Raw genomic sequence first — 24,827 nt, forward strand, 5'->3', positions numbered from 1 at the left:
AGAATTCCTGTTGAACATGAAAATAGTACAGGCCAGATGTTGAGTTAGGGAAACTCATAGCATACAATAGTTCTAACCTAGAAATAGAAAGAAGATGTATACATGGATGGAAATGTACTGTTTGCATTCGCCCTTACTCTTTTTGCGGGACTTGCAACGGGAATCGGTAGCTTACTTGCATTTTTCACAAAAAGGACGAATACAAAGTTCCTCTCGATAGCCCTCGGATTTTCAGCGGGCGTTATGATTTACGTGTCACTTGTCGAAATATTTGTAAAAGCTAAAGATGCACTTGTGTTAGATTTGGGCTTAACCAATGGCTATTGGGTGACAATTGCCGGCTTTTTCGGCGGAATGCTGTTGATTGCACTTATCGATCGTCTGATTCCTGCGATTGGGAATCCGCATGAGGTAAAGAGTGTAGAAGACGTGAATGCAGGTCCGACGAATGACGAATATGCCAAACTGAAAAAAATGGGTATGTTTACAGCCCTCGCTATTGCCATACACAACTTTCCAGAGGGAATTGCAACATTCACTTCGGCGTTGCAAGACCCTACGCTTGGAATTGCTATTGCCATCGCAGTTGCGATACACAATATTCCAGAAGGGATTGCTGTCGCCGTACCTATTTATTTTGCGACGGGTAATCGTAAGCAAGCATTTAAGTTATCGTTTCTTTCTGGATTGGCAGAACCAGTTGGTGCGATTGTGGCCTATCTTATTTTGATGCCTTATTTGAACGGTATTATGTTCGGCGTTATCTTTGCTGCTGTAGCAGGAATTATGGTATTCATTTCAATCGATGAATTATTGCCTGCTGCTCGGGAATACGGCGAAGCGCATTTGTCGGTCTACGGTTTTATGGCTGGAATGGCGGTAATGGCTGTTAGTCTCGTGCTTGTCGCGTAAAAAAACCTTTGTGTGGATTCGGTGTGTAAGGTATAATGACAGGTGTAAAGACACCGTGTTATACACTACACTACGAGGGGTAGAGACGTTATGAAGAAACAGAAACAGGAAATTTCCCGAAATAAATTATTAGGGCTTGCGGGAACGGGCTGGATGTTCGATGCAATGGACGTCGGAATTCTGTCGTTCGTTATCGCGGCACTTGCAGTAGAATGGCAGTTGACGCCATCTCAAATGGGTTGGATAGGCAGCGTCAACTCGATTGGGATGGCGGTTGGTGCATTAGGATTTGGAATGCTTGCGGATAAAATCGGTAGGAAAAACGTATTTATGATGACGCTTGTCCTGTTTTCTGTGGCTAGTGGATTATCTGCGTTGACGATGACGCTTACTGCTTTTCTGATCCTCCGCTTTTTTGTCGGAGCAGGACTTGGTGGCGAGTTGCCAGTCGCATCGACATTAGTATCTGAAAGCGTTGAGGCGCATGAACGGGGGCGTGTTGTCGTGCTCCTTGAAAGTTTTTGGGCAGCAGGATGGTTGCTAGCCGCAATCATCGCCTACTTTGTTATTCCGAACTATGGCTGGAGACTTGCGTTAATTATTACAGCATTGCCGGCATTTTACGCCATCTATCTTCGACGCAGATTACCGGATTCTCCGAAGTTTGAGCTGGATGGCAAACCGAAACAGTCAGCTGTAGAAAAGATTAGAACACTGTGGTCGAAAAAGTATGCACGACGAACACTCATGCTTTGGATCGTCTGGTTCACGGTAGTATTTTCATATTATGGCATGTTCCTGTGGTTACCAAGTGTTATGGTAATGAAAGGCTTTGATTTGATTCATAGCTTCAAATACGTTCTTATTATGACGCTTGCTCAATTGCCAGGCTATTTTACAGCTGCTTGGTTAATCGAGAGAGCAGGACGGAAATTTGTTCTTGCCACGTATCTTCTTGGAACTGCAGCAAGTGCATTGTTCTTTGGGAACGCAGAAACACTTCCATTGCTTCTCACTTCAGGTGCATTGTTATCTTTCTTTAACTTAGGTGCTTGGGGAGCTTTGTACGCGTATTCACCAGAACAATATCCGACTGCAATCCGGGCAACAGGATCTGGAATGGCGGCAGCGGTTGGCCGTATTGGCGGTATATTCGGACCGTTACTCATCGGTACACTTCTTGCGGCAGGTTACGGATTCGATTTGGTATTCGGTATCTTCTGTGGCGCGATTATTATCGGTGTGATAGCCGTTGTCTTTTTAGGAACAGAAACGAAACAGACTGAATTGGAATGAATGAATGAATGAAGGCCTGCCTTTTGTGATGAGGGCAGGCTTTTTTAAAATTAATCAAATGAAACTTCCACCGCTATTCATCCGTAAAAGAAGGTAAGGATAAAGGGGATGAGAATATGTCAGTACGCGAATTTACTGTATCTATTTTACCAGCGGAGGCAATGGATGTTATTGAGAAATTTGTAGTCAGAGGGAGTATCAGTGGAACGCTTGTCGATCGGTATGTGAGGCAGCAAGGCGAATATGAAGTCCATGTCCTAGTGTTGGAAAAGTATTATATGAGGTCCAGCAACCGCGCGTCGCTTACTGTGACAATCGATAATTTAGAAGGACAAACGAAAGTCCATGCGGTCGCATCCGGCGGTTCAGAAGGGATGTTCCTGCGCTTTGATTGGGGCGCTGGAAATAATTTTGCGAACAGTGTGGAGTCTGCATTGGGATCGTATATAGTGGGTTAGAATGAAGAGATAGGCAAAAATAATCAACGCAACAAACCAATAGCGACATAGTCCAGAGTCTTTCCTTTTGATGGAAAGGCTTATTTTGTTAAAATGAAAACACAAGAGAGGGGTGCTTAGATGTTCCGTATACCTGAATCGATTGCGAACCTTGGCCGGGAACGGATAGAAGGTTTTCCTGTGGAGGGGTTTATTTACGGAGAAGGTCCCATAAAACCGGAGCTGATGCTAATCGGCGAAGCACCTGGTGAATTCGAATTGGTTGATGGCATTCCTTTTATCGGTCGTGCTGGGAAGGAACTGATGAAGTCACTCGAGACAATCGGTTTAACACGTGAAGACGTTTATATTACAAGTGCAGTCCGCAGCAGGCCATATAGATGGGGAACGAAAAATAACCGTGACGGAACCACGACAGAACGGAAATATAATCGGCCACCAACCATGAAAGAAATTTTGGCACATGCGCCAGTGCTCGATTATGAACTAGCAAATATTGAGCCGAAGCTCATTGTCACGCTTGGTAACGTCGGATTGCAGCGATTACTTGGCAAAGAGGCGAAGGTGACGGAGCTTCACGGGCAGCTGTTGGATCGCCCCATTCAATTTTTAAAAGAATTAGATGATACGAGCTTCAACTTGACACAGAAGTTGTACAGGATAGTGCCGACATTTCATCCCGCGTCTATCTTTTACAGGCCGTCGCATAGACCCTCATTAGATGCAGATTGGTTGGAGATTGGCCGTATATTGGGGGAGATGAATTAGTGGAAGCGATTCATCATAAAAAAGTACTGATTATCGGTTGCAGTGGAGCTGGAAAGTCGATCCTGTCACGCAAGCTCGCTATGAGGTGGGGATTGCCTTTGCATCATCTTGATGCACTGTTTTGGAATGAAGGATGGATACCTACACCAAAACCGGAATTCCGTGAGATGTTGAAAGACGTGGTAGCGCAGCCTAAATGGATCATCGATGGGCATTTCAATTCCACACTTGAAATGAGAGCACAATATGCGGATCTAATCATCTTTCTTGATTTTTCGAACTGGCTTTGCTTATCACGGGTCACGAAGAGGGTATGGAGTTATTGGGGACAGACACGTCCAGATATGGCGGAGGGATGTCCCGAAAAGATTGATATGAATTTTGTCCGCTGGATTTGGCGCTATCCGAAAGACGTTCGACCGGGTGTGTTAGACATTTTGCGGAAAACTCAAGCGGATGTCGTACTGCTGAAGACATCGGTTGAAGTTGAAAGATGGTTAGCGACTACACCGCAAAGAAATACAAAAGGAGGAGTTCTATGATTCGCTTTGAAAATGTAACAAAACGTTTTGCGGATGGAACGGAAGCGTTGAAGAATGTGTCCGTGACAATCCCGACAAATAAGTTAACGGCCATTATTGGCCCTTCTGGCTGTGGAAAGACGACGCTTATGCGGATGATTAATCGGCTGGAAGTGCCGTCAGAAGGCGCCATCTATATCGATGAGCTGCCAATCTTCGAACGAGACGAAGTGGAGCTACGCCGTTCAATCGGCTATGTTATTCAACGAATCGGTCTCATTCCTCATATGACGATTGAAGATAATATTGCACTTGTTCCTGAATTACTCAAGTGGGATAAAGAGAAAACTGCTGTTCGTGTCGATGAATTACTTGATATGGTGGATCTTGATCCGGCTGTATTTAAGAAACGTTACCCTTTTGAGCTATCAGGCGGTCAACAGCAGCGGGTCGGCGTTAGCCGGGCACTTGCGAGTGACCCGAACATTATTTTAATGGACGAACCCTTTTCGGCACTCGATCCTATCAGCCGTGAACAGCTCCAAAAAGAATTGAAGAAGCTACAGAAGAAAATCAAAAAGACAATTGTATTTGTAACACACGATATGGACGAAGCACTCGAAATTGCGGATGTAATTATCGTGATGCGGGAGGGGCAAATTGAGCAGATATCTTCGCCTGATGAATTGATTGAAAATCAGGCAAATGATTTCGTTCGTGAATTCATTGGACAGGAACGAATTGACAGACAGCGTAATTTCGGTCAGAGGCCTATTAAAGAGTTCGTTAGATTCTATGATGAAACATGGACAGGCGAAGTAAGAGAAGTGCCTTCAATGCTGACAGTCGATGATGCAATTACTGTCCTGGATGCCCATCCTAGCAGTCGTCTTGCCGTAGCTGAAGATGGAGTTGTGATTGGCTATATTGGTCATCATTCGCTCTTGCAAGCGTCAATGGATAACGGGAAGTGGGTGAAATCATGAAGAACTTTATCGAGACAGTGACTAGTCGTTCAGACATGATTACAGAAGCTTTTCTCCAACATATCTTTCTGTCTTTCGTAGCACTTGCCATCGGGATACTCATTGCTCTACCAACTGGAATGCTGGTTGCCCGTCATCGTCGTTTTGCAGAGCCAATCATTGGTGTAGCAGCGATTTTACAGACGATACCAAGCCTTGCATTGTTCGGTTTTCTTGTTCCGTTAATCGGAATAGGCTCAAAAACGGCTCTTATTGCACTTATTATTTACGCATTGTTACCAATCGTGCGCAATACATATGCGGGTCTTACAGGTGTCGATGAGGCGATTGTCGAAGCGGGACGCGGAATGGGGATGACGCCCAACCAAATCTTGAAGAAAATTGAGTTTCCGATTGCCTTGCCTGTTATCATGGCGGGTATTCGGACAGCGACTGTGCTGACGGTAGGTATTGCCACGCTTGCAACATTCGTCGGGGCAGGCGGACTGGGAGATGTTATTTATAGGGGTTTGCAATCTTATAATAATGCGCTTGTTCTTGCAGGAGCGCTGCCAGTTGCATTACTCGCCATCGCTTTTGACTTCATCCTAAAATGGGTAGAGAAGAAGGTAACTCCAAAAGGCGTACAACATTGATAGGGGGAAGAAAGATGAAAAAAGGATTAGGAATTATTTTAATGTCGTTGACACTGCTACTTGGGGCGTGCGGCGGAAAAGATGAAATTGTTATCAGTGGTAAGCCATGGACAGAGCAATTCATACTGCCGCATATTTTAGGGCAATATATTGAGGCAGAAACGGATTATAAAGTGAAGTATAAAGATGGTCTAGGTGAAGTAGCTATCATGACGCCTGCACTTGAAAAAGGCGATATCGATCTTTACGTAGAATATACAGGAACGGGTTTGAAAGACGTTCTGAAAGAAGAATCGAAAGCGGGAGAGAGTTCTGAAAGCGTTTTGGAACGTGTGAAAAAAGGCTATGAAGATAAATTTGGAGTGACATGGCTAGAGCCACTTGGTTTCGAAAACGGCTATACGTTGGCTTTCACGAAGGATAAAGAATACAATGCGAAAACATACTCCGACCTCGCAGGAATTTCCGCAGATGAAGAAATGATATTTGGAGCACCGCATGCTTTCTATGAGCGTAAAGGTGATGGCTATGATGATATGGTAATTTCTTATCCATTTACATTCAAAGACACGAAGAGCCTGGACCCAAATGTGATGTATGAAGCGGTGAAAAATGGGGATGTTGATGTTATTCCAGCATTCACAACAGACAGCCGTATTCAGATGTTCGATCTTGCCACAACGGAAGACGATCTAGGATTTTTCCCGAAATATGATGCAGCACCAGTCGTGCGTCAGGAAACATTGAAGAAGTTTCCTGAACTTGAAAAAGTGCTTAATAGCTTAGCAGGAAAAATTACGGAAGAAGATATGCTGAAAATGAATGCCCGCGTTGATTTGGATAAAGAGAAACCAGAAGACGTTGCCCGCGCGTTTTTGATTGAAAAAGAATTAATTAAGGAATAAAGAAAAGCGTAAGCGCCTTGGTAGAGGCGACAGGCATAAGACGGGCTAGCGAAGCAGCGTTCTTTGCTGCATAGCTGGACTGACTTATGACCCAAGCCTCTGGGCGCTGTAGCTAGACAATAAAGAAAAGCGCAAGCGCCTTGGTAGACCCGAAAAGCGCTGGAGGACCATAAGAGAAAGGCGCTTTTTGCCTTTAACTTAAGGACTGAAGCGACCCGAGGGGCTAGGCGCTGTAGCTAGACAATAAGAAAAGCGCAAGCGCCTTGGTAGACCCGAAAAGCGCTGGAGGGCGTTAAGAGAAAGGCGCTTTTTGCCTTTAACAAAAACCGTTCCCGCAAGACTGGGAACGGTTTACTTAATTCATACAGGGTATTTCTCTGCATTTTTCTTCATCTTCGCACGTGCAGCTTCTTCCAAATCTATGCCGATGAGATCAGCGAATTGTAATAGATAAATAAATACGTCCGCTGCCTCATCCGCGATTTCCTGTTTATTATGAGCGACTGCTTCTTCTCCAGATTTCCATTGGAAGTGTTCTAGTAACTCACTTGCTTCCAAAGAAATTGAAATGGCTAGATTTCGAGCATCATGATTGCCGCCCCAATTGCGAGCTTTCGTAAATTCACGTATTTCAGTTTGTAGCTTTTCCAAACTTATCTCATCCTTTCGACAGTTTTTCTTGATGTCCAGCTTCAGGCGCCAACTCCTCGGGGCATTAGGAATTTTTTATTGCGAGGGCTGTAGAACGCCCTCTCCACAAACCGTCGTATGCCTGTCGGAGCTAGACGGCGCCTTGTGCTTTTCTTGAGTATACGTTACTTAGACTTGTGATTCTAGGGAATACTAATAATGAAGTGGAGGGCGATTGCGATTTATACACCTATAGATAAATTATTTTTTGAGGCACCTGTACTCGAATTGGCCCGAAATTTGCTCGGACAGTATATTGTGCACAAACAGCCAGAAGGGGATATTGTGGTTCGTATTGTTGAAACGGAAGCATATCATGGACCTGAAGACAGAGCGGCGCATAGTTTTGATAATCGTCGAACGAAGCGGACAGAAATCATGTTTGGAACCGCTGGACTTATTTATACCTATCAAATGCATACACATACCTTAATGAATGTTGTGAGCGGAGCAATTGGAACACCCCATGCCATTCTTATCAGGGCAGGAGAGCCAGTGACTGGATTAGAACTGATACAGGAGAATCGCGGCCATCATTTAAAAATGACAGATTGGACAAATGGCCCAGGGAAATTATCGAAAGCACTTGGTGTGACAATGAAGTATTACGGTCATCATTGGACAGATGAACCGCTATTTATTGCCGCAGGTGCTGCACCTAAAGAAATTATGGCAGGTCCCCGAGTGGGTATTGGAAACTCCGGGGAAGCAGTTCATTATCCATGGCGTTTTTATGAAAAAGATAATCCTTATGTCTCCAAGTATCGTCCTTAAGTTTAAATGTAGCTCAAAGAGGTATAGAACAAGAGTACAAACAAAAAAAGGAGTGCATTTAAATTGGCTAAAATAGCAACTTTAATCACGAATCTATTTGAAGACTCGGAGTACACGGAACCAGCAAAAGCATTCAAGGATGCTGGACATGAAGTAGTGACAATTGAAAAATCAGCAGGTGTAGAAGTGACCGGGAAGCAAGGTACTGCAAAAGTTAAGACGGATTTCGGCATCGATGATGTAAAACCGCAAGACTTTGACGCATTATTTATCCCTGGAGGATTCTCCCCGGATCAGTTACGTGCAGACGACCGCTTCGTGCAATTTGCGAAGACGTTCATGGATGATAAAAAACCGGTATTTGCAATCTGTCATGGTCCTCAGCTTTTAATCACAGCTAAAACCCTTGAAGGAAGAGATGCAACGGGTTATAAATCGATAAAAGTTGACATGGAAAATGCAGGTGTGAAATATGTGGATAAAGAAGTTGTCGTGTGCCAAAATCAGCTTGTGACAAGTCGTACACCTGAGGACATACCAGCGTTTAATCGTGAATCATTAAAACTTCTCGAAAAGTAAATAGTATTAGCAGAATAGCAAATAATACAAAGAAGGCCGATTATGCGGCCTTTTTTGTATTAGTAGGAGACTATAAAACTCAAACTGTGGAGAAGGTTTCACGTCTAAACTTCAATGCTTAAGGGGTGTGGGGGATATGCCAACTGAAACGCATCTCTGCTGTTCTGCCCTATATCTGCCGGTCTTGACTAGGCGCTTAATTTTTTGTTATTGTTGAAAAGGTATCCGAAGAGTGATAAATTAGAAGAGTACTATAACACTTAATATTAAAAATGTGACGGTTTTATGGAGTTGCTAATTTTTAGTGCCGTGTACTAACTAGGGGGACATCATGAAAAAAGTACTTAAAATGGGAAGCGCTTTCATCGGTATAATCGTTGGAGCAGGTTTTGCTTCCGGACAGGAAGTTCTACAATTTTTTACAAGTTTCGGTCTTCTTGGTATTGTGGGGGCAATTATTTCGACAGCATTTTTTGCTTATCTCGGTATGGTACTCACTCGACTTGGAAGTCGTATGCAGACCACTTCTCATAAAGAGGTCATTTATAAAATAAGTGGTCGTTACTTAGGGATTATTGTTGATTACATAATAATTATTACGTTATTTGGTGTAGGGGTTGTTATGATTGCAGGGGCAGGTGCAAACTTGAACCAGCAGTTCGGGTTGCCGCCATTTGTCGGCAGTCTTCTTATGATTGTTCTTGTCATGTTGACGGTTATGCTTAATGTCGATAAGGTCGTCGGCATAATTGGAAGTATTACACCATTCCTTATTCTTGCGGTTGTCCTTGTATCTATTTATTGTTTAACAACCATGGACACTTCTTTTGCAGTCCTCGATCCAATTGCTCAAGGCGTAAAAACGACATTGCCAAACTGGTTCATCTCATCAATCAACTATGTGTCGTTTAACATAGCTGTAGGAGCCTCAATGACCATTGTCATGGGAGGAACAGAGAAGGATGAGAAAATAGCGGCATGGGGCGGATTTGTCGGAGGACTTGGTTTAGGGATTCTTATCTTGCTTAGCCACTTGGCGATTTTCGCTAAAATCGAAACAGTTGGAGATGCTGAGATGCCAATGTTGGCAATCATCAACGATGTTTCGCCTATACTTGGCATATTCATGGCGTTCATCCTATACGGCATGATATTCAATACTGCGGTCGGCATGTTCTATTCTTTCGGAGCACGTTTCATTCAAATTGGTACGAAGAAATTCAATGTTTTCGTTTTGATCACCCTCATTATTGGATTTGGATTGAGCTTTGTCGGCTTTAAGGAACTTGTAGCTAAACTCTATCCAACAATCGGATATCTTGGTCTGTTCCTTGTTGTAGCGCTGATTTACGCATCATTCAAACTTCCGGCAAAGGTTAAGAGCTAAAGCTGTTTCAAAAACAGGGACGGTCACGGAGCTGAGCTTCGATGACCGTTTTTGTTTTTTGTGGCTTGGGAAATTACAAAATCTCTTTCTATATATGTTGAACAAATGAATACCTATATTAACTGAGCGAAGGCGCCTTACAAGGGGGAGCCGAAGCCCTAAGTCTGGCGGCGAAGCTGCTTGGCTTAGGGCGGGAGGCATACCCGAGCGCCGTAGCGGATTTGAAGGGAATCATTATTTCAACTTATATAGTGAAAAGTGATAATTCACGTCTAGTCTCCAAGGCACTTGCGCTTTTCTTACTGCAGTTTGTGTCGAAAAGAAGTCGCTCTTTCAGAGAATAAAGCGATTGAACACTTATGAAGGTTGAGTTGGTTCCATGTATGATGGTTTAATAGACATAGTTAACTTGGAAGGGTGAGCAGCTTGCTTCACTATAGAACTTACGAAATTAGCCCGACAACCCCTTGGGTAACATTCATACATGGCGCGGGCGGAAGCTCTTCTGTCTGGTACAAACAAATTCGGGAATTTAGAAAACAACATAATGTTCTCCTAATTGACCTTCGGGGGCACGGACAATCTGCCGGTGGAATGTGGAAAAAAGGCGATACATTTATGGATATATCGAAGGAAGTAATTGAAGTGCTAGACGAGGTTAGCATAAAAGACACGCATGTTATCGGCATGTCACTCGGGACGATCGTCGCACAGACTATGGCAGATAACTTCCCAGAACGTGTAAACTCACTCATTCTTGGTGGAGCGATTATTCGTTTTGATATCCGAACAAAGTTATTATTATTGGGGGGGCGTGTAGTAAAGCGTTTTGTCCCTTATATGCTCCTTTATAAATTATTTGCTTATATTATTATGCCGCGTAAACAGCACGAAGAATCGCGAATGGCTTTCGTAAATGAAGCCAAAAAAGTGTACCAGAAGGAATTTATCAAATGGTTTTCCCTTACTAAGCTTATAAATCCATACTTGACCCGCTTACAAGCATCGACAACGGCCATTCCAACATTATTTTTGATGGGTGAGGAAGATTATTTGTTCATTCCGCCGATTGAGGAAGTTGTTCGTAAAAATAAAGGATTTGAATTCGTTAAAATTGAAAAGTCCGGCCATGTTTGTAATATCGACCAACCGGAAATGTTCAATAAGTTAGCCATCGATTATATAGCTAAAATCGAACAAAGAAAAGCCGCCATCCAACTGGGATGACGGCTTTTCTGCAGATTGACGAATGATCACGTCTGTTGAACAACCATTTATTTGCATGAAATACTGGTGAGTAGGGCTTGATGACCTTCATTTTCACTGCACTATTTTCGGCCCGCTTTCGACTAACTATTCATGACAGATTTACTGAGGGGGCCATACTCTTTTCAGTAATACTGTTGCGAATAGTTGCCTGTCGCGTTCCTTCAATGTTCAAGTGAAAAATGCAGTAGTTTTGGAAGAAAAGAATAGATGACATTCTATGGAGAGTGTAAGTGTCCGAAGATGCAATTTCGGGCACTCTTGCACTTTGTATAATTGGTTCCTTGCTTACTTTTAGCAAAGATTCTGCATGTAATTATGTGAGACCTTATAGAAAGCGACACTTCTTTACTAGTAAAGAAGTGAAAATCCTAAAGAAAGCATCAGCCGCCAAAATTGCATCTTTGGCGGCTTTTATCCGGGTAGATGCCCCTTTATTCTTTCGTCCCGAAAAGCTTTAGCACTTCGTGTACTTATGCATTTGGAGCGCGAAGGATGAAGGATCACCATACGATTACCGAAAAAATGTGTAGGGATGCGACAAAGTCGCATCCCTACACATCCAGACATTTCGGTAATCGTATAGAAGTCATTCAATCCAAAGTCAACTAAACACGTAGCACCCAGTAGATGATCATGTTATTCACTGGTTACTCTTGGCTAAACAACAGGTGTCACGGATTATGCGTTTACAAGTTCTAGTTCCTCAGCAGGGCCGAAGAATTCGAAGTTTATTTTTTCTTCTGGAACACCGAGTGCATATAGACCTTTAATGACAGCCTGCATGAAAGGCGTTGGTCCACAAACGTAGATATCGCTGCCTTCAATGACGTTAGCGGCAAGGAAGTCTCGGTTGATGAAGCCATCACCTTCTTCTGAATAGAGCACGGCATATGTGGAACTAGGCATAGATTCATTCAACGTGCGTAATTTTGCATCGAATGCTTGGTGTTTGCGTGTACGTGCAGAATGTAGGAATGCAGCCGGCCGTTCTGGTGTTGTTTTGGCGATGGATTCATACATGCTCATCATTGGCGTGATACCAACACCGCCGCTAATAAGTGTCACTGGATTTTTACTTTCCATATCAAGGTGGAATACACCCGCTGGAACACTAACTTCAACTGTGTCACCGACATTCATTTCACGATGAAGGTTAACGGACATTTTACCGTTCGGTGTGACTTCATCTTCGCGTTTAACAGAAATGCGGTAGGAGTCTCCTGTTGGTGCTTGTGACAAACTGTATTGGCGATTCAAGATATAGTCTTCTCCTGGAATTGTGACACGTAACGTGATGTATTGTCCTGGTTTGTATGAGGGTACTTTTTTGCCATCAACAGGTTTTAAATAGAATGATGTAATAACATCACTTTCAACTACTTTATCCGCGATTACAAAGTCTTTGAATGTTTTCCAGCCGTCATCCACTTCCTCAGCTTTGGCATACATTTCCTTTTCAATACCGATGAAGACACCTGCGATAACTTCATAGGCTTCTCCCCAAGCACCAATAATTTCAGGAGTTGCAGCTTCACCTAATACTTCTTTTATAGCGCCTAATAGGTAGTAGCCGACGATTGGATATTGTTCTGGTGTAATGTTGAGTGATTTGTGTTTGTGCGCAACTTGAACGACAGCAGGTAAAACAGCGCTGAGGTTATCGATATTTGCAGCTGCCGCGTAAACCAGTCCTGCAAGTGCGTTTTGTTGACGTCCTTGGGATTGATTGGCATGGTTGAAGATGTTCAACAGTTCAGGGTGAGCCTCGAACATATTTTTATAAAACACTGTTGTAATTGTTTTACCGTGTTGCTCCAATACAGGTACGGTTGATTTGATAATGGTAATGTTTTCTTGTGATAGCATGTTGTAGCACGACCTTTCGTAGTTGTTAACTCAAGCTTAAACTATAAAAGCGCTTAAAGATATATTTATAATACATCTTTAGAGGGTGTTAGAAAGTTAGTCACATTTCTTTCACGTAATTGCCACAAACGTTATAATGGTATTTGAAAGAGCGGTGAAGTTATGCGTCTAACGATGTACACAGACTTTTCGTTGCGTGTTTTAATTTATCTGGGAGCAAAAGAGCCAGGGGAATTATCAACGGTCCAGGAAATTTCAGATACATACAATATCTCGAAAAATCATTTGACGAAAGTAGTGCACGAGCTAGGGAAGATGGGGTTAATCGAAACGATACGCGGTCGTGGTGGTGGCATCAGGATGAAAGTGGAACCTAAAGACATCAACGTTGGAAAACTAGTTCGAAGGACGGAAGATGATTTTCATCTTGTTGAATGTTTTAATTCTGAGTCGAATAGTTGTATTCTTTCCCCGGTTTGCCGATTAAAAGGTGCATTACACGAAGCGTTAAATGCTTATTTAGCAGTTTTAGATAACTATACAGTGGCAGATTTTATCATTAATAAAGATGAGCTCAAAGCGATTTTGTTTGACCATCCATTATGATAAAATGAAATAGAATATAAAAAACAGGGGGCTATTTTTCATGGGAAAAGTTTTTGTTTTTGGACATAAAAATCCTGATACCGATTCAATTTCATCGGCAATCAGTTACGCGTATTTAAAGCAGCAATTGGGAATGAATGCAGAAGCAGTAAGACTCGGTGATGTAACGAATGAAACGGCATATGCGCTTGAATATTTTGGTTTTGAAGCGCCACGTCTTATCGAAAAAGCCGCGCCAGAAGTAGCGAAAGTCATTCTCGTCGACCATAATGAAAAACAGCAAAGTGTGGATGATATTGATGATGTGCAAGTAATCGAAGTTGTCGATCATCATAGAATTGCTAACTTTGAAACGAACGATCCTCTCTATTACCGTGCAGAGCCGGTAGGATGTACGGCAACGATTTTAAACAAACTATATAAAGAAAACGGTGTTGAAATACCGAAAAATATTGCTGGGCTTATGCTGTCTGCACTTATTTCGGATTCACTATTATTCAAGTCACCGACGTATACAGACCAAGACCGTGCTGCGGTTGAAGAATTGATTGCTATCACAGGTGTGAATGCACAAGAATATGGACTGGCTATGTTGAAAGCTGGTGCAGATTTAAGTGGTAAAACGCTCGAAGATCTTGTGAAACTTGATGCGAAAGAATTTGGTATCAATGAAGTGAAGATTGAAATTGCACAAGTGAATGCAATTGACATCAATGATGTTATGAATCGTCAAGCCGATTTGGAAGACCTTCTATACCGTGTCATTGCTGAAAAAGGGCTCGACCTGTTTTTGTTTGTCGTAACTGACATATTGAACAACGACTCAATCGTATTGGCACTTGGTAAAGAAGCGGGGCGCGCTAGCGAAGCATTCAATGTTACACTCGTGAACAACACGGCAACATTGAAAGGTGTCGTCTCCCGTAAGATGCAAATTGTTCCAGTATTGACTGAAGCATTGAAATGATATGAAGTGAATAGGAAAAGGTTGCAGTCCGCGTAAAGTGGATTGCAACCTTTTTGTTTTAATTGAGGATGAGCTGGTATCTCGGATTAGTTATGATAGCCATATCCTATTTCAAATCAAGTGGTTTCGTCGCAGGGCCTTCGAGGACGGAGCCGTCTTTTCGAAAGCGTGAGCCGTGGCACGGGCAATCCCATGTTTCATCGCCGGCATTCCACCTCGTCCGGCAGCCCATATGCGTACAGATGGGGGAGTCCGTCCGTGTAATATGACCGCCAGTAAACTCTTTTAAGACAAGCCCAGTATTTTTCAAAGCTTGCAGTAAGAATGTACCAAACCCTGTTCGATCAGGCGAATAAAGTTCGGAAGCACGATTCTCTTTGCCGACAATTAGATCGCTGATAATCCGGGCGCTCGCCATTGAATTCGATAGTCCCCATTTTCGATATCCCGTACTTAAATAGACGTAAGGCATGCTGGAAGAAATAATTCCCGCGTATGGAATCAGATCGGGTGTCTGCGGGTCTTGCGCGGACCAGCCATGAGTCAGGGGAGAGAGGTTATACACATCTTGCAAATCGGTGTAAAGCCGATTGTAATGTATCTGTGTATCGCTTTCCATTCCCGCCTGATGACTTTCCCCAGACAGCAGAAAATACGTTTTTCCATCGATTTGTGCCGTTCGGATGGACCGTTTTGGTTCATCGACTGCAATATACTGTCCGCGAAGTGGCATATCACCTTCTGCCGCGACGATATAAGATCGATCGACAGATAATTTCATAATTTGTAGCCCACGCAGTGCTTCAATCGGGTAGTGTGAACATAATATTAGTTCCTTGAATTGAACTTCATGTCCCGATTTCATAGAAAGTAGACGTTTCTTTAAATCCATTAATAAAACATCCGAATGTTCGTAAATACGCGCTCCTGCTTCAACCGCAAGACGCGCAAGATGTTGTCCGAATCGCACAGGGTGAATCTGACTTTCGTTATTCAATGTAAGTGTTGCGTCAATCTGAATCGGTAATTCAGAATTCCTCCCCAGTTCACCTGGGATGCCAAGTTCCTTGTATGCATTCATCTCATAACGGAGTAATTCAGTGCCCAGCTTAGATTGAGAATAAAGAATGGAGTCAGCTGCCTTTAATTCATCTTTTATTGCAATAGATTTCCCAAATTGAACGGCTTCTTCGTTCACTTCAAAATACATTTTTGCATTGTCTCGTCCAAACTGTTTTAGTAACTTTGCATAAACGAAGTCATGTTGGGCAGTCAGTTTTCCCGTGGAGTTGCCCGTAGCTCCCGCTAGGATTGTATCTTTTTCGAGAAGGATAACATCTTTCCCTTCTTTAGCTAGAAAATAGGCGTTTGCAATTCCACTTAGTCCGCCCCCGATGATGCAGACGTCGCAGGTGACATCGCCCTCAAGTTTTGGATATGGTTCACGTGGATATGCAGTACTAAGCCATAATGAATTGGACATAAAATAACCTCCGTCAAGTCTGCTTGAAATAGTAGTAAGCATATTCATTGTTCCCTTCTTTGATTGAATTTAAAATGAAGAGTATGAAAGGTGGCGGGAAAAATGAAAATTGAAATATGGTCAGATTATGTTTGTCCATTTTGTTATATTGGAAAGCGCAGATTAGAAGAGGCATTAGAGCAAACTGGTCTTGGGGAAAAGGCTGAAGTTGTTTTCAAAGCATATGAACTAGATCCGAATTCGCCCGCAGTATCCGATACACTGATGACAGAAGTCCTTGCGAAGAAGTATGGGATGAGTGTGGAAGAAGCGAAGAAGATGACTGATAATGTAGTGGACCAGGCAAAATCTGTGGGATTGAATTATAACTTTGACGTAATGACGCCAGCGAATACATTTAATGCACACCGTCTAGCGAAACTTGCTGAACAGGAAGGTTTCGATAAGACTGTATCGGAAAGTTTACTGAAAGCTTATTTCATAGATGGTGAAAAAATAGGTGCAGAAGACGTATTGCTTCGCATTGCCGAAGAAGCAGGAATTTCACGCGACCGTGCGAAAGCAGTTCTTGATTCTGATGAGTTTGCAGATGATGTAAGAATGGATATCGCAGAAGCCCAGCAAATAGGTGTGAAAGGTGTTCCATTTTTCGTTATCGATCGCAAATATGCAATCTCAGGAGCTCAGCCGGCAGAAGCATTTGCAAATGCACTTCGACAAGCCGCGGAAGAAGAAGTTTAAACAAAAGAAATAAAAAATCGGCCATGTGATCATAATGATCGCATGGCCGATTTTTTAAGTTATTTATTAAATTATAAAATCTCGAACTAGGATAAGTTACAACATAGAGATTTCACGTCTAGACTCCAGCGCCTAGCCCCCCGACAAGCGCCGGAAGGCTTGCTGATAAAGGCAAAGAACGCCTTTCCCTTCAAGCCTTCCGGCGCTTGTCGGGGCTTAGCAGGCGCTTGCGCTTTTGTTATTATTGAGCTGGGTTTGCTTGTAAATCGATTGTGATTTTAATGTCGTCACCTACAAGAACGCCGCCTGCTTCAAGCGCTTGGTTCCATGTAAGACCAAATTCTTTTCTTGAAATTTTCCCTTCGACTTCGAAAGCAGCTACGTCTACGCCCCAAGGGTTTTTACCTGTACCTTCATACTCAGCTTCGAATGTAACTTTTTTCGTTACATCTTTAACTGTCATATCGCCAGTAACGTCATATTCGTTATCGCCTTTTTTTACGATATCTGTTGAAACGAATGTGATTGTCGGGAATGTTTCTGTATCGAAGAAATCAGCAGAACGAAGGTGGTTGTCACGATCGTCGCTATTTGTATGAATTGTTGTAGCGTCGATTGTGAAGTTGATGTTAGCACCCATCAAATCTTCAGGATTCCCTTCGATTGTACCTTCTACGCCTGTAAAACGTCCTCTTACTTTAGAAACCATCATATGCTTAACTGAAAAACCAACACCTGTATGTGAAGCGTCTACTGTCCATTTTGTCATTGGAAAAACTTCCTCTCTGAATAAGTTATGTTCTTACTATATTCGATAAGTATCTTGAAGTCAAGGTATTTAATCGAATTTAATTTGAATAAGGTGAATAGTAAGACCTTTATTCTAATTAGTATTCCTTGTCAAAGTATAAGTTTGCAAGCATACTATTAAAGATGAAAAGCTTTAAATTGAAAGGATTGAATGTTGATGTCGAAACATCAATGGTATGAAGAACTTCAGAAAACAATTACAACAGGTACATTATTAATTGACGAGTCACTATGTAAATACACGATGACAAAACTTGGAGGAGCTGCAGACCTTCTTGTCATACCTGGAACAATAGATGAAACAGAGGCGACAGTACGTTACGCATATAAAAATAATATTCCATTATTATTACTCGGAAACGGGTCGAATATGGTCGTCAGGGATGGCGGTGTAAGAGGAATTGTCCTTCACTTGTCACAACTCAATACGATAAGGATTGAAGGATCACTTGTGCATGCCGAGGCGGGGGCACTAATCATTGACGTTTCAAAACGTGCGGCAGCGACTACACTGTCGGGTATCGAATTTGCCTGTGGAATTCCAGGCTCCATCGGGGGCGCAATGGCGATGAATGCCGGCGCGTATGGTGGGGAGATAAAAGATATAATTGTGCAGGCAACAGTGTTAACGAAAGCTGGAGAGCGGTTAGTTCTTTCAAAAGAACAACTTGAGCTCGGTTATAGGAAGAGTATTATATCGCAAGAGGGCTACTACGTTCTCTCGGCAGATTTCCAACTCGCACAAGGAGACCAGGGTGTCATTGATGGGAAGGTAGCAGACTTAACCTTCCAGCGTGAATCAAAGCAACCGCTTGAGTATCCATCGGCCGGAAGTGTGTTCAAACGACCACCGGGCTATTTTGCGGGCAAACTTATTCAAGACTGCGGTCTTCAGGGAAAAGGGCATGGCGGAGCAGAAGTTTCATTGAAGCATGCTGGTTTTATCGTCAATAAAGATAATGCGACCGCATCCGATTACATTCAGACAATTAACATGGTGAAAGCGGAAGTGAAAAAAGTATTCGGCGTTGAACTGGAACTTGAAGTGAAAATCGTCGGCGAAGAAATAACGGAATAGCAAAAAGCGGATGACCCATGATTGGGCTATCCGCTTTTTTGTTTTTTTAGGAAACTATATGTTTTTTGACGTAGAGCAGTGTTTAGGCTCCAGGCATCAATCTCAACACAAAGTCGCAAATTTAGACTGTCTTCTTTGAGTTTCAGTCCTTTATTTAAAGGCAGAGATCGCCTTTTTCTCCAGCGCTTGTTGGGGTTAAAAGGCGCCTTGCGCTTTTCTTATCATCTGGCGTTTTTACAAGAGAGCAGTGCAGGGTCGGTTACTTGGTCGTCTGTAATGTGCACTTGGCACATTTTATTGTTACTCATGAATTTGAAGATCCCATTGTTGAAGTCAGTTCCAACTTCTTTGAAGAAAATACCTTCAAAGCGAACTTCTTTTGAAAGCGTGAAGTTGACGCGGAAACCGTTACTGTCTTCGACTAAGTAGGCACGTACGCCTTTTTCGAACATGCCGTCAATCTCGTCTCTGATGGCGCGATCGACAGAAACGACATGGAAGTCAACGAATGTGATTTCTCGTAACAATACGTTCATGAACGAACCTTTAGTAATCTCTTCCCATCTACTCTGAGCAGTTTGCCCAAGAATGATTTGGGTAATGTTATGTGTATGAGCTACTTCCTTAATAACTTTTGCGGAAGTACGTTTTTCATTATCCCGGATTATGAAATCTTCTACTTCAAGTTCTTCAGCGAGTTCTTTCCAACGATCGATATATTCGGATTTTTCCGCGTCAAATTCATCATAAGGAAGCGGGTCCACTGTTAAAATATACATTGGACAATCCATGATCGTTGCAATTTTATGTCCGCGCCTAATGAGACGCTCACCATTTGGACCGTAGTAGACACAAACGAGAATACTCTCGTCCATACGACCTTTTACTTTGCCCATGACGGTAGTCACCTCTTAATTATATTTTGGTTAGTCGAATTCATGTTAGAAGTTTAGTACTGATTGAAAACCAAACAATTATATATGAAAATGAACGATTTGACAAGATGCGAATGCTTCAAAGTGCTAAGAGTATGGTAATAGTGTATAATTTATTGTGTAAACTCTTTGAGCTTCCCCTAATACTATTATCTATAGCTCCCTATTATCCCGCCAGTCACGCTGAAGGTCAAGTTTGCCCAATATAATAATGAGTTTTACAAGTAATACATAATATGGATTGTGTATTTCTGTAGATTTTCAGGTGGTTTATTACAACTGTTTTAAAAGGTAAGAAGGTACAAATTTTTCTACATGGGCCGATGTCTAGACTTCAGACTTCCTTCCATTAGCCTCGGTCTGGCTGAAAAGGCTTAGCACGCCTTTATCTTCAAGATTACCAGTAGGGAGGGTCCAAACTTAATCCCTTCTACTTATCGGGGCTAAACCGCGCCTTGCGCTTTTCTTAATCTGTTTAGTATTGGAGGTTTGCATTTGTTGGCGATAACGATAGCTATTTTTATCCCGTTTTTGGCTGCTCTACTCGTCCCGTTCATTTATAAGAGGGTGCGCAGTCGCAATATCGGGTGGTTTGTCATGTCCGTTCCACTCGTCCTATTCATATATCTTGCCAGTTTCATTCCCGCGATTGCAGGAGGGAAAACATATATACATACGATTAAATGGATTGATTCTGCTGGGATCAATTTTACGACGTATCTAGATGGTCTCAGTATGATTTTTGGCCTTTTAATTACTGGGGTAGGGAGCCTCGTAATTCTCTATTCCATATATTATTTGTCTGAACGCGAAGCATTAGGGCGTTTTTACGTTTATCTTTTGATGTTCATGGGCTCGATGCTTGGAGTAATATTCTCGGACAACTTAATGGTGCTATATGTTTTTTGGGAATTGACGAGTATTTCGTCGTTTCTTTTAATCGCATTTTGGTACCACCGCAAAAAGTCTAGGTATGGTGCACAAAAGTCAATGCTCATCACTGTATCTGGCGGAGTAGGGATGCTTGTTGGTTTTATCATGTTGCATACAATGACTGGGTCGTTCAGTGTGCGCGAAATCATTGCAACAATTGGTCAGTATACAAATGAAAGTTTGTTTTTACCGGCAATGCTACTCGTTTTGCTTGGTGCATTTACGAAGTCAGCCCAGTTTCCATTCCACATCTGGCTACCAGATGCCATGGAAGCGCCGACACCGGTCAGTGCTTATTTACATTCCGCGACAATGGTTAAGGCAGGGATTTACCTTGTCGCACGCTTCACACCTGTATTTGGTGGGGAAGCGGTGTGGTTTTATACAGTTACTGGCGTGGGGATATTTACATTGTTCTGGGGATCCGTCAATGCGGTGCGGCAAACGGATCTGAAGGCATTGCTCGCCTACTCAACAATTAGTCAACTGGGTCTGATCATGAGCCTCTTCGGACTTGGTTCAGCGGCGCTTAACGAAGGCTACAGCGCGGACTCAGTTATTTATACACAGGCGACATTTGCCGCTTTGTTCCATCTTATTAACCATTCAACGTTCAAAGGTGCTCTCTTTATGGTCGTTGGTATTGTCGATCATCAAGTTGGAACGCGAGATATTCGTAGACTTGGCGGACTGATGTCACTCATGCCCGTGACGTTTACAATCGCTGTAATCGGCAGTTTTTCGATGGCAGGATTACCGCCGTTTAACGGTTTCCTTAGTAAGGAAATGTTTTTCGAATCCGTACTGAATGTGCGTAATCTCGACATTTTCGCAATGGGGCCGCTGATGGGAAGCTTATTGCCTGTTGTTGCTTGGATTGCAAGCGTGTTGACATTCGTTTATAGCATGATTATCGTTTTTCAGACATTTCTTGGGAAACATCAACCGGACCGTCTTGATAGAAAAGCATTTGAAGCGCCAGTTGGGATGCTGATTGCTCCGTCGATTCTTGCACTGTTCGTTGTAGGTATTTTCTTCTTCCCGAATGTAGTCGGAAAGTATTTGTTAAAGCCTGCAATGGCTTCGGTTTTACCTCCGTTTGAAGGTGCGGAAGGCCTTGTCCCGCATATAACTGCTTGGCATGGTTTTAATGGAGCTATCATGATGACAATTGGTGTTATCGTAGTGGGCGCATTGCTATACTTCTTCCTTCGTTATTGGCGCGGGGTTTACTCGCTTGCACCTATGCGCTGGAATCTCGATTCTATGTATAACGGCTTGTTGACGCAGGCGGAGAAAGCTTCATCTTTCTTGACTCGGACTTATATGACGGGATACCTTAGGGATTATCTTGCATATATATTTGTTTTTTTCATCCTAACTGTCGGTGGCGGTCTGTTATGGACCGGTGGGTTTTCAATCGATTTTTCTAACGATGCTCCCATCACGGTTAGCGAGTATATCATCATCTTCGTAATGATGGGTGCGAGTATTGCGATCATCTTTGTAAAATCACGTATGACGGCAATCCTGTTAAATGGTGTTCTCGGTTATTCAATTGCTATTCTCTTTGTCGTGTTCCGGGCACCGGATTTGGCTTTGACACAAATTATCGTAGAAACCGTGACGACTGCGTTATTCCTCTTATGTTTCTATTTCTTACCTGAATGGAGCAAGGAGAAATCGACAAGGTCATTAAAAGTTTTCAAAGGCATTATTGCCATTTCGGTAGGAACGGTTGTTACAGTTCTTGCACTCCTCGTACAAGGCAATAAGATGTTCGAGTCGATTTCAGTATACTTTGAAGATGCTTATGAGTTGGCGGGAGGAAAGAATATCGTCAATACGATATTGGGTGACTTCCGGGCATTCGATACGATGCTCGAAGTAGTTGTACTTTTTATCGCCGGTATTGGCGTGTTTACATTGATTAAACTGAAGGCTGGAAAGGGGGACGAGGACGTTGAAGATTAATGATGTCATTTTACAGACAGTAACGAAGATTGTTGTCTTCATCATTTTGACGTTCGGGGTGGAATTGTTCCTTTCCGGTCATAATAATCCGGGAGGTGGATTCATTGGTGGTCTCGTCCTATCTTCCGCGTTCGTTCTTCTCTATTTGGTGTTCGATATCGAAACAGTCCATAAGGGCATCCCATTCGATTTCAAGAAGATTGCAGCGTTTGGTGTATTGCTTGCAGTCGGAACGGGGTTAGGGTCAGTTCTATTCGGTGCATCATTCCTTACACAGACGGCTAGTCATTTCAACTTGCCAGTGTTTGGGGAAACGGAATTAGCGACGGTCGTGCTGTTTGAGGCAGGGGTTGCACTGACTGTTGTCGGTGTTGTTGTAACGATTATTTTAAGTATTAGTGAGGATGTGTAGCTGTTGGAAACGTTAATAACGATACTCGTTGGAGTCCTTGTAACGGTCGCTGTCTACTTGCTGCTATCTAAAAGTCTAGTTCGGGTCATTTTAGGGACGGCAATCCTGTCGCATGCTGTGCATTTGCTATTAATGACGATGGGCGGCTTGAAAAAAGGAGCAGTCCCACTATTAGGTGAAAATGCGGAGAGCTACACGGATGCTCTTCCACAGGCACTTATCCTGACTGCAATAGTGATCAGTTTCGCAGTGACTTCCTTTTTACTGGTGCTTGCATATCGAACATACAAAGAGACTGGGTCGGACAATCTCGCTGCATTGAGAGGGTTCAAAGATGAATAATATTATAGTTATGCCAATGATTATACCTTTATTAACAGGGATTTTACTTGTATTTCTCCGGCCTTATGTGAAAGTTCAACGGGCGTTCAGTCTTGTTTCAATCGTAGCAACCGTAGCGATCAGTGTTTATATTTTGAACATGATTCAGGCGGACGGTATTTTACGGCTCGATTTCGGGGGCTGGTTGCCACCATACGGAATTTCATTTGTCGCAGATTCATTCTCTATGCTACTTGTATTGACGACAGCGATTGTAACAGGAATCCTTCTAATTTATGCGTTCTCGTCGATTGGTCGAGCGCATGAGAATATGTTCTTTTATCCGTTCGTTTTTTTCCTGATTGCGGGCGTTAATGGTTCATTTCTAACGGGTGACTTGTTCAACTTATTCGTCTGTTTTGAAGTTATGCTTCTATCTTCTTATGTGCTCATTACACTTGGAGGCAGGAAAGTTCAACTCGTCGAATCAATTAAATACATAACTATAAATGTACTGTCATCGTGGTTTTTCCTCGTTGGAATCGCGTACTTATATGGTACGGTAGGTACGCTTAATATGGCACATCTATCAGTACGTATTGCAGAAGTCGGGCAAGGGCCGCTGTTGACAGTGATTAGCATTGTGTTCCTCATTGTATTTAGTTTGAAATCTGGACTACTTCTATATTTCTGGTTGCCAGGGTCATACAGTGCACCACCGACAGTAGTTGCGGCTTTGTTCGGTGCTTTGCTTACGAAAGTCGGTATCTATGCAATGTTCCGCGTGTTTACGCTCATTTTTTATCACGAGCCTGGTGTTACACATTTGATGATTGGCATTATGGCGGGAATCACGATGATTGGCGGTAGTATTGGTGCAATCGCCTACAATGATATCCGGAAGATTGTGTCCTATAACGTCGTCATTGCAGTAGGGTTTATACTCGTTGGCCTTGCTGTCTCGACAGAAGTGGCGATTCAAGGGTCTATTTATTATCTTATCCATGACATGATTATTAAAGCTTTGTTATTCCTTATCGCAGGGACGATGATCTACTTAACTGGAACTGCAAGGATTGAAAATATGAGTGGGTTGATTCGCAATTATCCATTACTTGGGTGGCTGTTCTTCATCACAATGCTGTCACTTGCGGGAATTCCGCCGCTTAGCGGGTTCATCGGAAAGGTGTACGTTGGCCAAGGGGCGATTGAGGCGGGTGCGTTCGTCTTGCTTGCAATCGCGTTCCTATCAAGTATTTTCGTTTTGTATTCACTTCTGCGGATTTTCCTAAACTGCTTTTGGGGCGAAACGATTATCAATGAAGATGACGATGTACCGCTTAAAAAAGGGATGCTTATTCCACTCGTCCTGTTTGGTGTACTGACAATTGCGCTGGGAGTTGGAGCAGAGGCGCTTGCGCCATACGTTTCAGATGCAGCCCGAACACTGACAAATCCTGATATCTATATAGACGCGGTTTTGAATGACAACCGTTAATCGAAGACAATCCCGTCCAATGA

Annotated in this window: 25 protein-coding genes; 20 read left to right on the top strand and 5 right to left on the bottom strand. The window is 42.8% G+C overall.

The window, feature by feature from the left end; genetic code table 11:
- Positions 1–102: 102 nt before the first annotated feature.
- The 8 genes from zupT (at position 103) to MKY15_RS09785 (ending at position 6,481) form a co-directional block, all read left to right on the top strand.
- Positions 103–912: a zinc transporter ZupT gene (gene zupT, locus MKY15_RS09750; protein ID WP_067205145.1), complete on the top strand. Its 810-nt coding sequence runs from the start codon at positions 103–105 to the stop codon at positions 910–912.
- A 90-nt stretch (positions 913–1,002) separates the two neighbouring features.
- Complete coding sequence (locus MKY15_RS09755; RefSeq protein ID WP_342539579.1) at positions 1,003–2,208, top strand: MFS transporter; 1,206 nt, start codon at positions 1,003–1,005, stop codon at positions 2,206–2,208.
- A 116-nt stretch (positions 2,209–2,324) separates the two neighbouring features.
- Positions 2,325–2,666, top strand: a complete 342-nt coding sequence (locus MKY15_RS09760; protein ID WP_342539581.1) for a DUF6054 family protein — start codon at positions 2,325–2,327, stop codon at positions 2,664–2,666.
- Positions 2,667–2,786: 120 nt separating this feature from the next.
- Positions 2,787–3,434 carry a uracil-DNA glycosylase gene (locus MKY15_RS09765; RefSeq protein WP_067205154.1) on the top strand — a complete coding sequence of 216 codons (648 nt, stop codon included), beginning with the start codon at positions 2,787–2,789 and terminating at the stop codon, positions 3,432–3,434.
- Positions 3,434–3,976, top strand: coding sequence for an adenylate kinase (locus MKY15_RS09770; protein ID WP_342539584.1), 543 nt, complete (start codon positions 3,434–3,436; stop codon positions 3,974–3,976). The genes MKY15_RS09765 and MKY15_RS09770 overlap by 1 nt, the downstream gene beginning before the upstream one ends.
- Positions 3,973–4,941: an ATP-binding cassette domain-containing protein gene (locus tag MKY15_RS09775; RefSeq protein ID WP_342539585.1), complete on the top strand. Its 969-nt coding sequence runs from the start codon at positions 3,973–3,975 to the stop codon at positions 4,939–4,941. Before MKY15_RS09770 ends, MKY15_RS09775 begins: the two co-directional genes overlap by 4 nt.
- Complete coding sequence (locus MKY15_RS09780; protein ID WP_067205160.1) at positions 4,938–5,576, top strand: ABC transporter permease; 639 nt, start codon at positions 4,938–4,940, stop codon at positions 5,574–5,576. The genes MKY15_RS09775 and MKY15_RS09780 overlap by 4 nt, the downstream gene beginning before the upstream one ends.
- Positions 5,577–5,590: 14 nt before the next feature.
- The gene (locus tag MKY15_RS09785; protein WP_067205163.1) at positions 5,591–6,481 is read left to right on the top strand and encodes a glycine betaine ABC transporter substrate-binding protein; all 891 of its coding nucleotides are present in this window, start codon (positions 5,591–5,593) and stop codon (positions 6,479–6,481) included.
- Between the two features lie 360 nt (positions 6,482–6,841).
- Here the strand turns inward: MKY15_RS09785 and MKY15_RS09790 are convergent, their stop codons facing one another.
- Positions 6,842–7,132, bottom strand: coding sequence for a nucleotide pyrophosphohydrolase (locus tag MKY15_RS09790; RefSeq protein WP_338653791.1), 291 nt, complete (start codon positions 7,130–7,132; stop codon positions 6,842–6,844).
- A 198-nt stretch (positions 7,133–7,330) separates the two neighbouring features.
- Between MKY15_RS09790 and MKY15_RS09795 the strand changes: the two genes are divergently transcribed.
- The 4 genes from MKY15_RS09795 to MKY15_RS09810 all read left to right on the top strand — a co-directional run bounded on the left by MKY15_RS09795 (position 7,331) and on the right by MKY15_RS09810 (position 11,138).
- Positions 7,331–7,945, top strand: coding sequence for a DNA-3-methyladenine glycosylase (locus MKY15_RS09795; RefSeq protein WP_338653790.1), 615 nt, complete (start codon positions 7,331–7,333; stop codon positions 7,943–7,945).
- Positions 7,946–8,008: 63 nt separating this feature from the next.
- Positions 8,009–8,524: a type 1 glutamine amidotransferase domain-containing protein gene (locus MKY15_RS09800; RefSeq protein ID WP_187046535.1), complete on the top strand. Its 516-nt coding sequence runs from the start codon at positions 8,009–8,011 to the stop codon at positions 8,522–8,524.
- Between the two features lie 331 nt (positions 8,525–8,855).
- Positions 8,856–9,911 carry a hypothetical protein gene (locus MKY15_RS09805; RefSeq protein ID WP_338653788.1) on the top strand — a complete coding sequence of 352 codons (1,056 nt, stop codon included), beginning with the start codon at positions 8,856–8,858 and terminating at the stop codon, positions 9,909–9,911.
- Positions 9,912–10,337: 426 nt separating this feature from the next.
- Positions 10,338–11,138, top strand: a complete 801-nt coding sequence (locus MKY15_RS09810; RefSeq protein ID WP_067205172.1) for an alpha/beta hydrolase — start codon at positions 10,338–10,340, stop codon at positions 11,136–11,138.
- 720 nt (positions 11,139–11,858) lie between these two features.
- Here MKY15_RS09810 and hmpA read toward each other — a convergent pair.
- Entirely contained in the window at positions 11,859–13,046 is a 1,188-nt protein-coding gene (gene hmpA, locus MKY15_RS09815; RefSeq protein ID WP_342539591.1) for an NO-inducible flavohemoprotein, read from the bottom strand.
- Positions 13,047–13,208: 162 nt separating this feature from the next.
- Here hmpA and MKY15_RS09820 point away from each other — a divergent pair, with 162 nt between their 5' ends.
- Positions 13,209–13,652, top strand: a complete 444-nt coding sequence (locus MKY15_RS09820; RefSeq protein WP_067205180.1) for an Rrf2 family transcriptional regulator — start codon at positions 13,209–13,211, stop codon at positions 13,650–13,652.
- A gap of 40 nt (positions 13,653–13,692) precedes the next feature.
- Positions 13,693–14,619, top strand: a complete 927-nt coding sequence (locus MKY15_RS09825) for a manganese-dependent inorganic pyrophosphatase (RefSeq protein ID WP_342539592.1) — start codon at positions 13,693–13,695, stop codon at positions 14,617–14,619.
- Positions 14,620–14,725: 106 nt separating this feature from the next.
- On the opposite strand, the gene MKY15_RS09830 is transcribed toward MKY15_RS09825, so the two are convergent.
- Entirely contained in the window at positions 14,726–16,102 is a 1,377-nt protein-coding gene (locus tag MKY15_RS09830; protein ID WP_067205185.1) for an FAD-dependent oxidoreductase, read from the bottom strand.
- Positions 16,103–16,204: 102 nt separating this feature from the next.
- On the opposite strand from MKY15_RS09830, the gene MKY15_RS09835 reads away from it, so the two are divergent.
- Positions 16,205–16,843 (top strand): DsbA family oxidoreductase, encoded by a 639-nt coding sequence (locus MKY15_RS09835; protein WP_067205187.1) that lies wholly within the window; start codon positions 16,205–16,207, stop codon positions 16,841–16,843.
- 241 nt (positions 16,844–17,084) lie between these two features.
- Here the strand turns inward: MKY15_RS09835 and MKY15_RS09840 are convergent, their stop codons facing one another.
- A complete protein-coding gene (locus tag MKY15_RS09840; RefSeq protein WP_342539594.1) occupies positions 17,085–17,612 on the bottom strand; it encodes a YceI family protein in 528 nt (175 codons plus the stop codon).
- A 198-nt stretch (positions 17,613–17,810) separates the two neighbouring features.
- On the opposite strand from MKY15_RS09840, the gene murB reads away from it, so the two are divergent.
- Positions 17,811–18,731 (top strand): UDP-N-acetylmuramate dehydrogenase, encoded by a 921-nt coding sequence (gene murB, locus MKY15_RS09845; RefSeq protein ID WP_067205193.1) that lies wholly within the window; start codon positions 17,811–17,813, stop codon positions 18,729–18,731.
- 221 nt (positions 18,732–18,952) lie between these two features.
- Here the strand turns inward: murB and MKY15_RS09850 are convergent, their stop codons facing one another.
- Entirely contained in the window at positions 18,953–19,627 is a 675-nt protein-coding gene (locus MKY15_RS09850) for a histidine kinase (RefSeq protein ID WP_067205195.1), read from the bottom strand.
- A gap of 534 nt (positions 19,628–20,161) precedes the next feature.
- Between MKY15_RS09850 and MKY15_RS09855 the strand changes: the two genes are divergently transcribed.
- The 4 genes from MKY15_RS09855 to MKY15_RS09870 are packed head-to-tail and all read left to right on the top strand — an operon-like array spanning position 20,162 to position 24,804.
- On the top strand, positions 20,162–22,573 hold the full coding sequence (locus MKY15_RS09855; RefSeq protein WP_342539596.1) for a Na+/H+ antiporter subunit A: 2,412 nt from the start codon (positions 20,162–20,164) through the stop codon (positions 22,571–22,573).
- The gene (locus MKY15_RS09860) at positions 22,563–22,985 is read left to right on the top strand and encodes a Na(+)/H(+) antiporter subunit B (protein WP_067205198.1); all 423 of its coding nucleotides are present in this window, start codon (positions 22,563–22,565) and stop codon (positions 22,983–22,985) included. Before MKY15_RS09855 ends, MKY15_RS09860 begins: the two co-directional genes overlap by 11 nt.
- 3 nt (positions 22,986–22,988) lie before the next feature.
- Complete coding sequence (locus MKY15_RS09865; RefSeq protein WP_067205202.1) at positions 22,989–23,327, top strand: Na(+)/H(+) antiporter subunit C; 339 nt, start codon at positions 22,989–22,991, stop codon at positions 23,325–23,327.
- Positions 23,320–24,804 carry a Na+/H+ antiporter subunit D gene (locus MKY15_RS09870; RefSeq protein WP_067205205.1) on the top strand — a complete coding sequence of 495 codons (1,485 nt, stop codon included), beginning with the start codon at positions 23,320–23,322 and terminating at the stop codon, positions 24,802–24,804. Before MKY15_RS09865 ends, MKY15_RS09870 begins: the two co-directional genes overlap by 8 nt.
- Positions 24,805–24,827 lie beyond the last annotated feature (23 nt).

This window comes from Sporosarcina sp. FSL K6-1540, assembly GCF_038620285.1.
Classification (GTDB): Bacteria; Bacillota; Bacilli; order Bacillales_A; family Planococcaceae; genus Sporosarcina; species Sporosarcina psychrophila.

Excerpts from the sequence above, each read along its gene's own strand:
- MKY15_RS09785 (WP_067205163.1), top strand. The coding sequence starts at position 5,591 with ATGAAAAAAGGATTAGGAATTATTTTAATGTCGTTGACACTGCTACTT.
- zupT (WP_067205145.1), top strand. The coding sequence starts at position 103 with ATGGATGGAAATGTACTGTTTGCATTCGCCCTTACTCTTTTTGCGGGA.
- murB (WP_067205193.1), top strand. The coding sequence starts at position 17,811 with ATGTCGAAACATCAATGGTATGAAGAACTTCAGAAAACAATTACAACA.
- MKY15_RS09830 (WP_067205185.1), bottom strand. The coding sequence starts at position 16,102 with ATGTCCAATTCATTATGGCTTAGTACTGCATATCCACGTGAACCATAT.
- MKY15_RS09760 (WP_342539581.1), top strand. The coding sequence starts at position 2,325 with ATGTCAGTACGCGAATTTACTGTATCTATTTTACCAGCGGAGGCAATG.
- MKY15_RS09805 (WP_338653788.1), top strand. The coding sequence starts at position 8,856 with ATGAAAAAAGTACTTAAAATGGGAAGCGCTTTCATCGGTATAATCGTT.
- MKY15_RS09835 (WP_067205187.1), top strand. The coding sequence starts at position 16,205 with ATGAAAATTGAAATATGGTCAGATTATGTTTGTCCATTTTGTTATATT.
- MKY15_RS09795 (WP_338653790.1), top strand. The coding sequence starts at position 7,331 with ATGAAGTGGAGGGCGATTGCGATTTATACACCTATAGATAAATTATTT.
- MKY15_RS09820 (WP_067205180.1), top strand. The coding sequence starts at position 13,209 with ATGCGTCTAACGATGTACACAGACTTTTCGTTGCGTGTTTTAATTTAT.
- hmpA (WP_342539591.1), bottom strand. The coding sequence starts at position 13,046 with ATGCTATCACAAGAAAACATTACCATTATCAAATCAACCGTACCTGTA.
- MKY15_RS09870 (WP_067205205.1), top strand. The coding sequence starts at position 23,320 with ATGAATAATATTATAGTTATGCCAATGATTATACCTTTATTAACAGGG.
- MKY15_RS09850 (WP_067205195.1), bottom strand. The coding sequence starts at position 19,627 with ATGGGCAAAGTAAAAGGTCGTATGGACGAGAGTATTCTCGTTTGTGTC.
- MKY15_RS09775 (WP_342539585.1), top strand. The coding sequence starts at position 3,973 with ATGATTCGCTTTGAAAATGTAACAAAACGTTTTGCGGATGGAACGGAA.
- MKY15_RS09765 (WP_067205154.1), top strand. The coding sequence starts at position 2,787 with ATGTTCCGTATACCTGAATCGATTGCGAACCTTGGCCGGGAACGGATA.
- MKY15_RS09840 (WP_342539594.1), bottom strand. The coding sequence starts at position 17,612 with ATGACAAAATGGACAGTAGACGCTTCACATACAGGTGTTGGTTTTTCA.
- MKY15_RS09825 (WP_342539592.1), top strand. The coding sequence starts at position 13,693 with ATGGGAAAAGTTTTTGTTTTTGGACATAAAAATCCTGATACCGATTCA.
- MKY15_RS09780 (WP_067205160.1), top strand. The coding sequence starts at position 4,938 with ATGAAGAACTTTATCGAGACAGTGACTAGTCGTTCAGACATGATTACA.
- MKY15_RS09755 (WP_342539579.1), top strand. The coding sequence starts at position 1,003 with ATGAAGAAACAGAAACAGGAAATTTCCCGAAATAAATTATTAGGGCTT.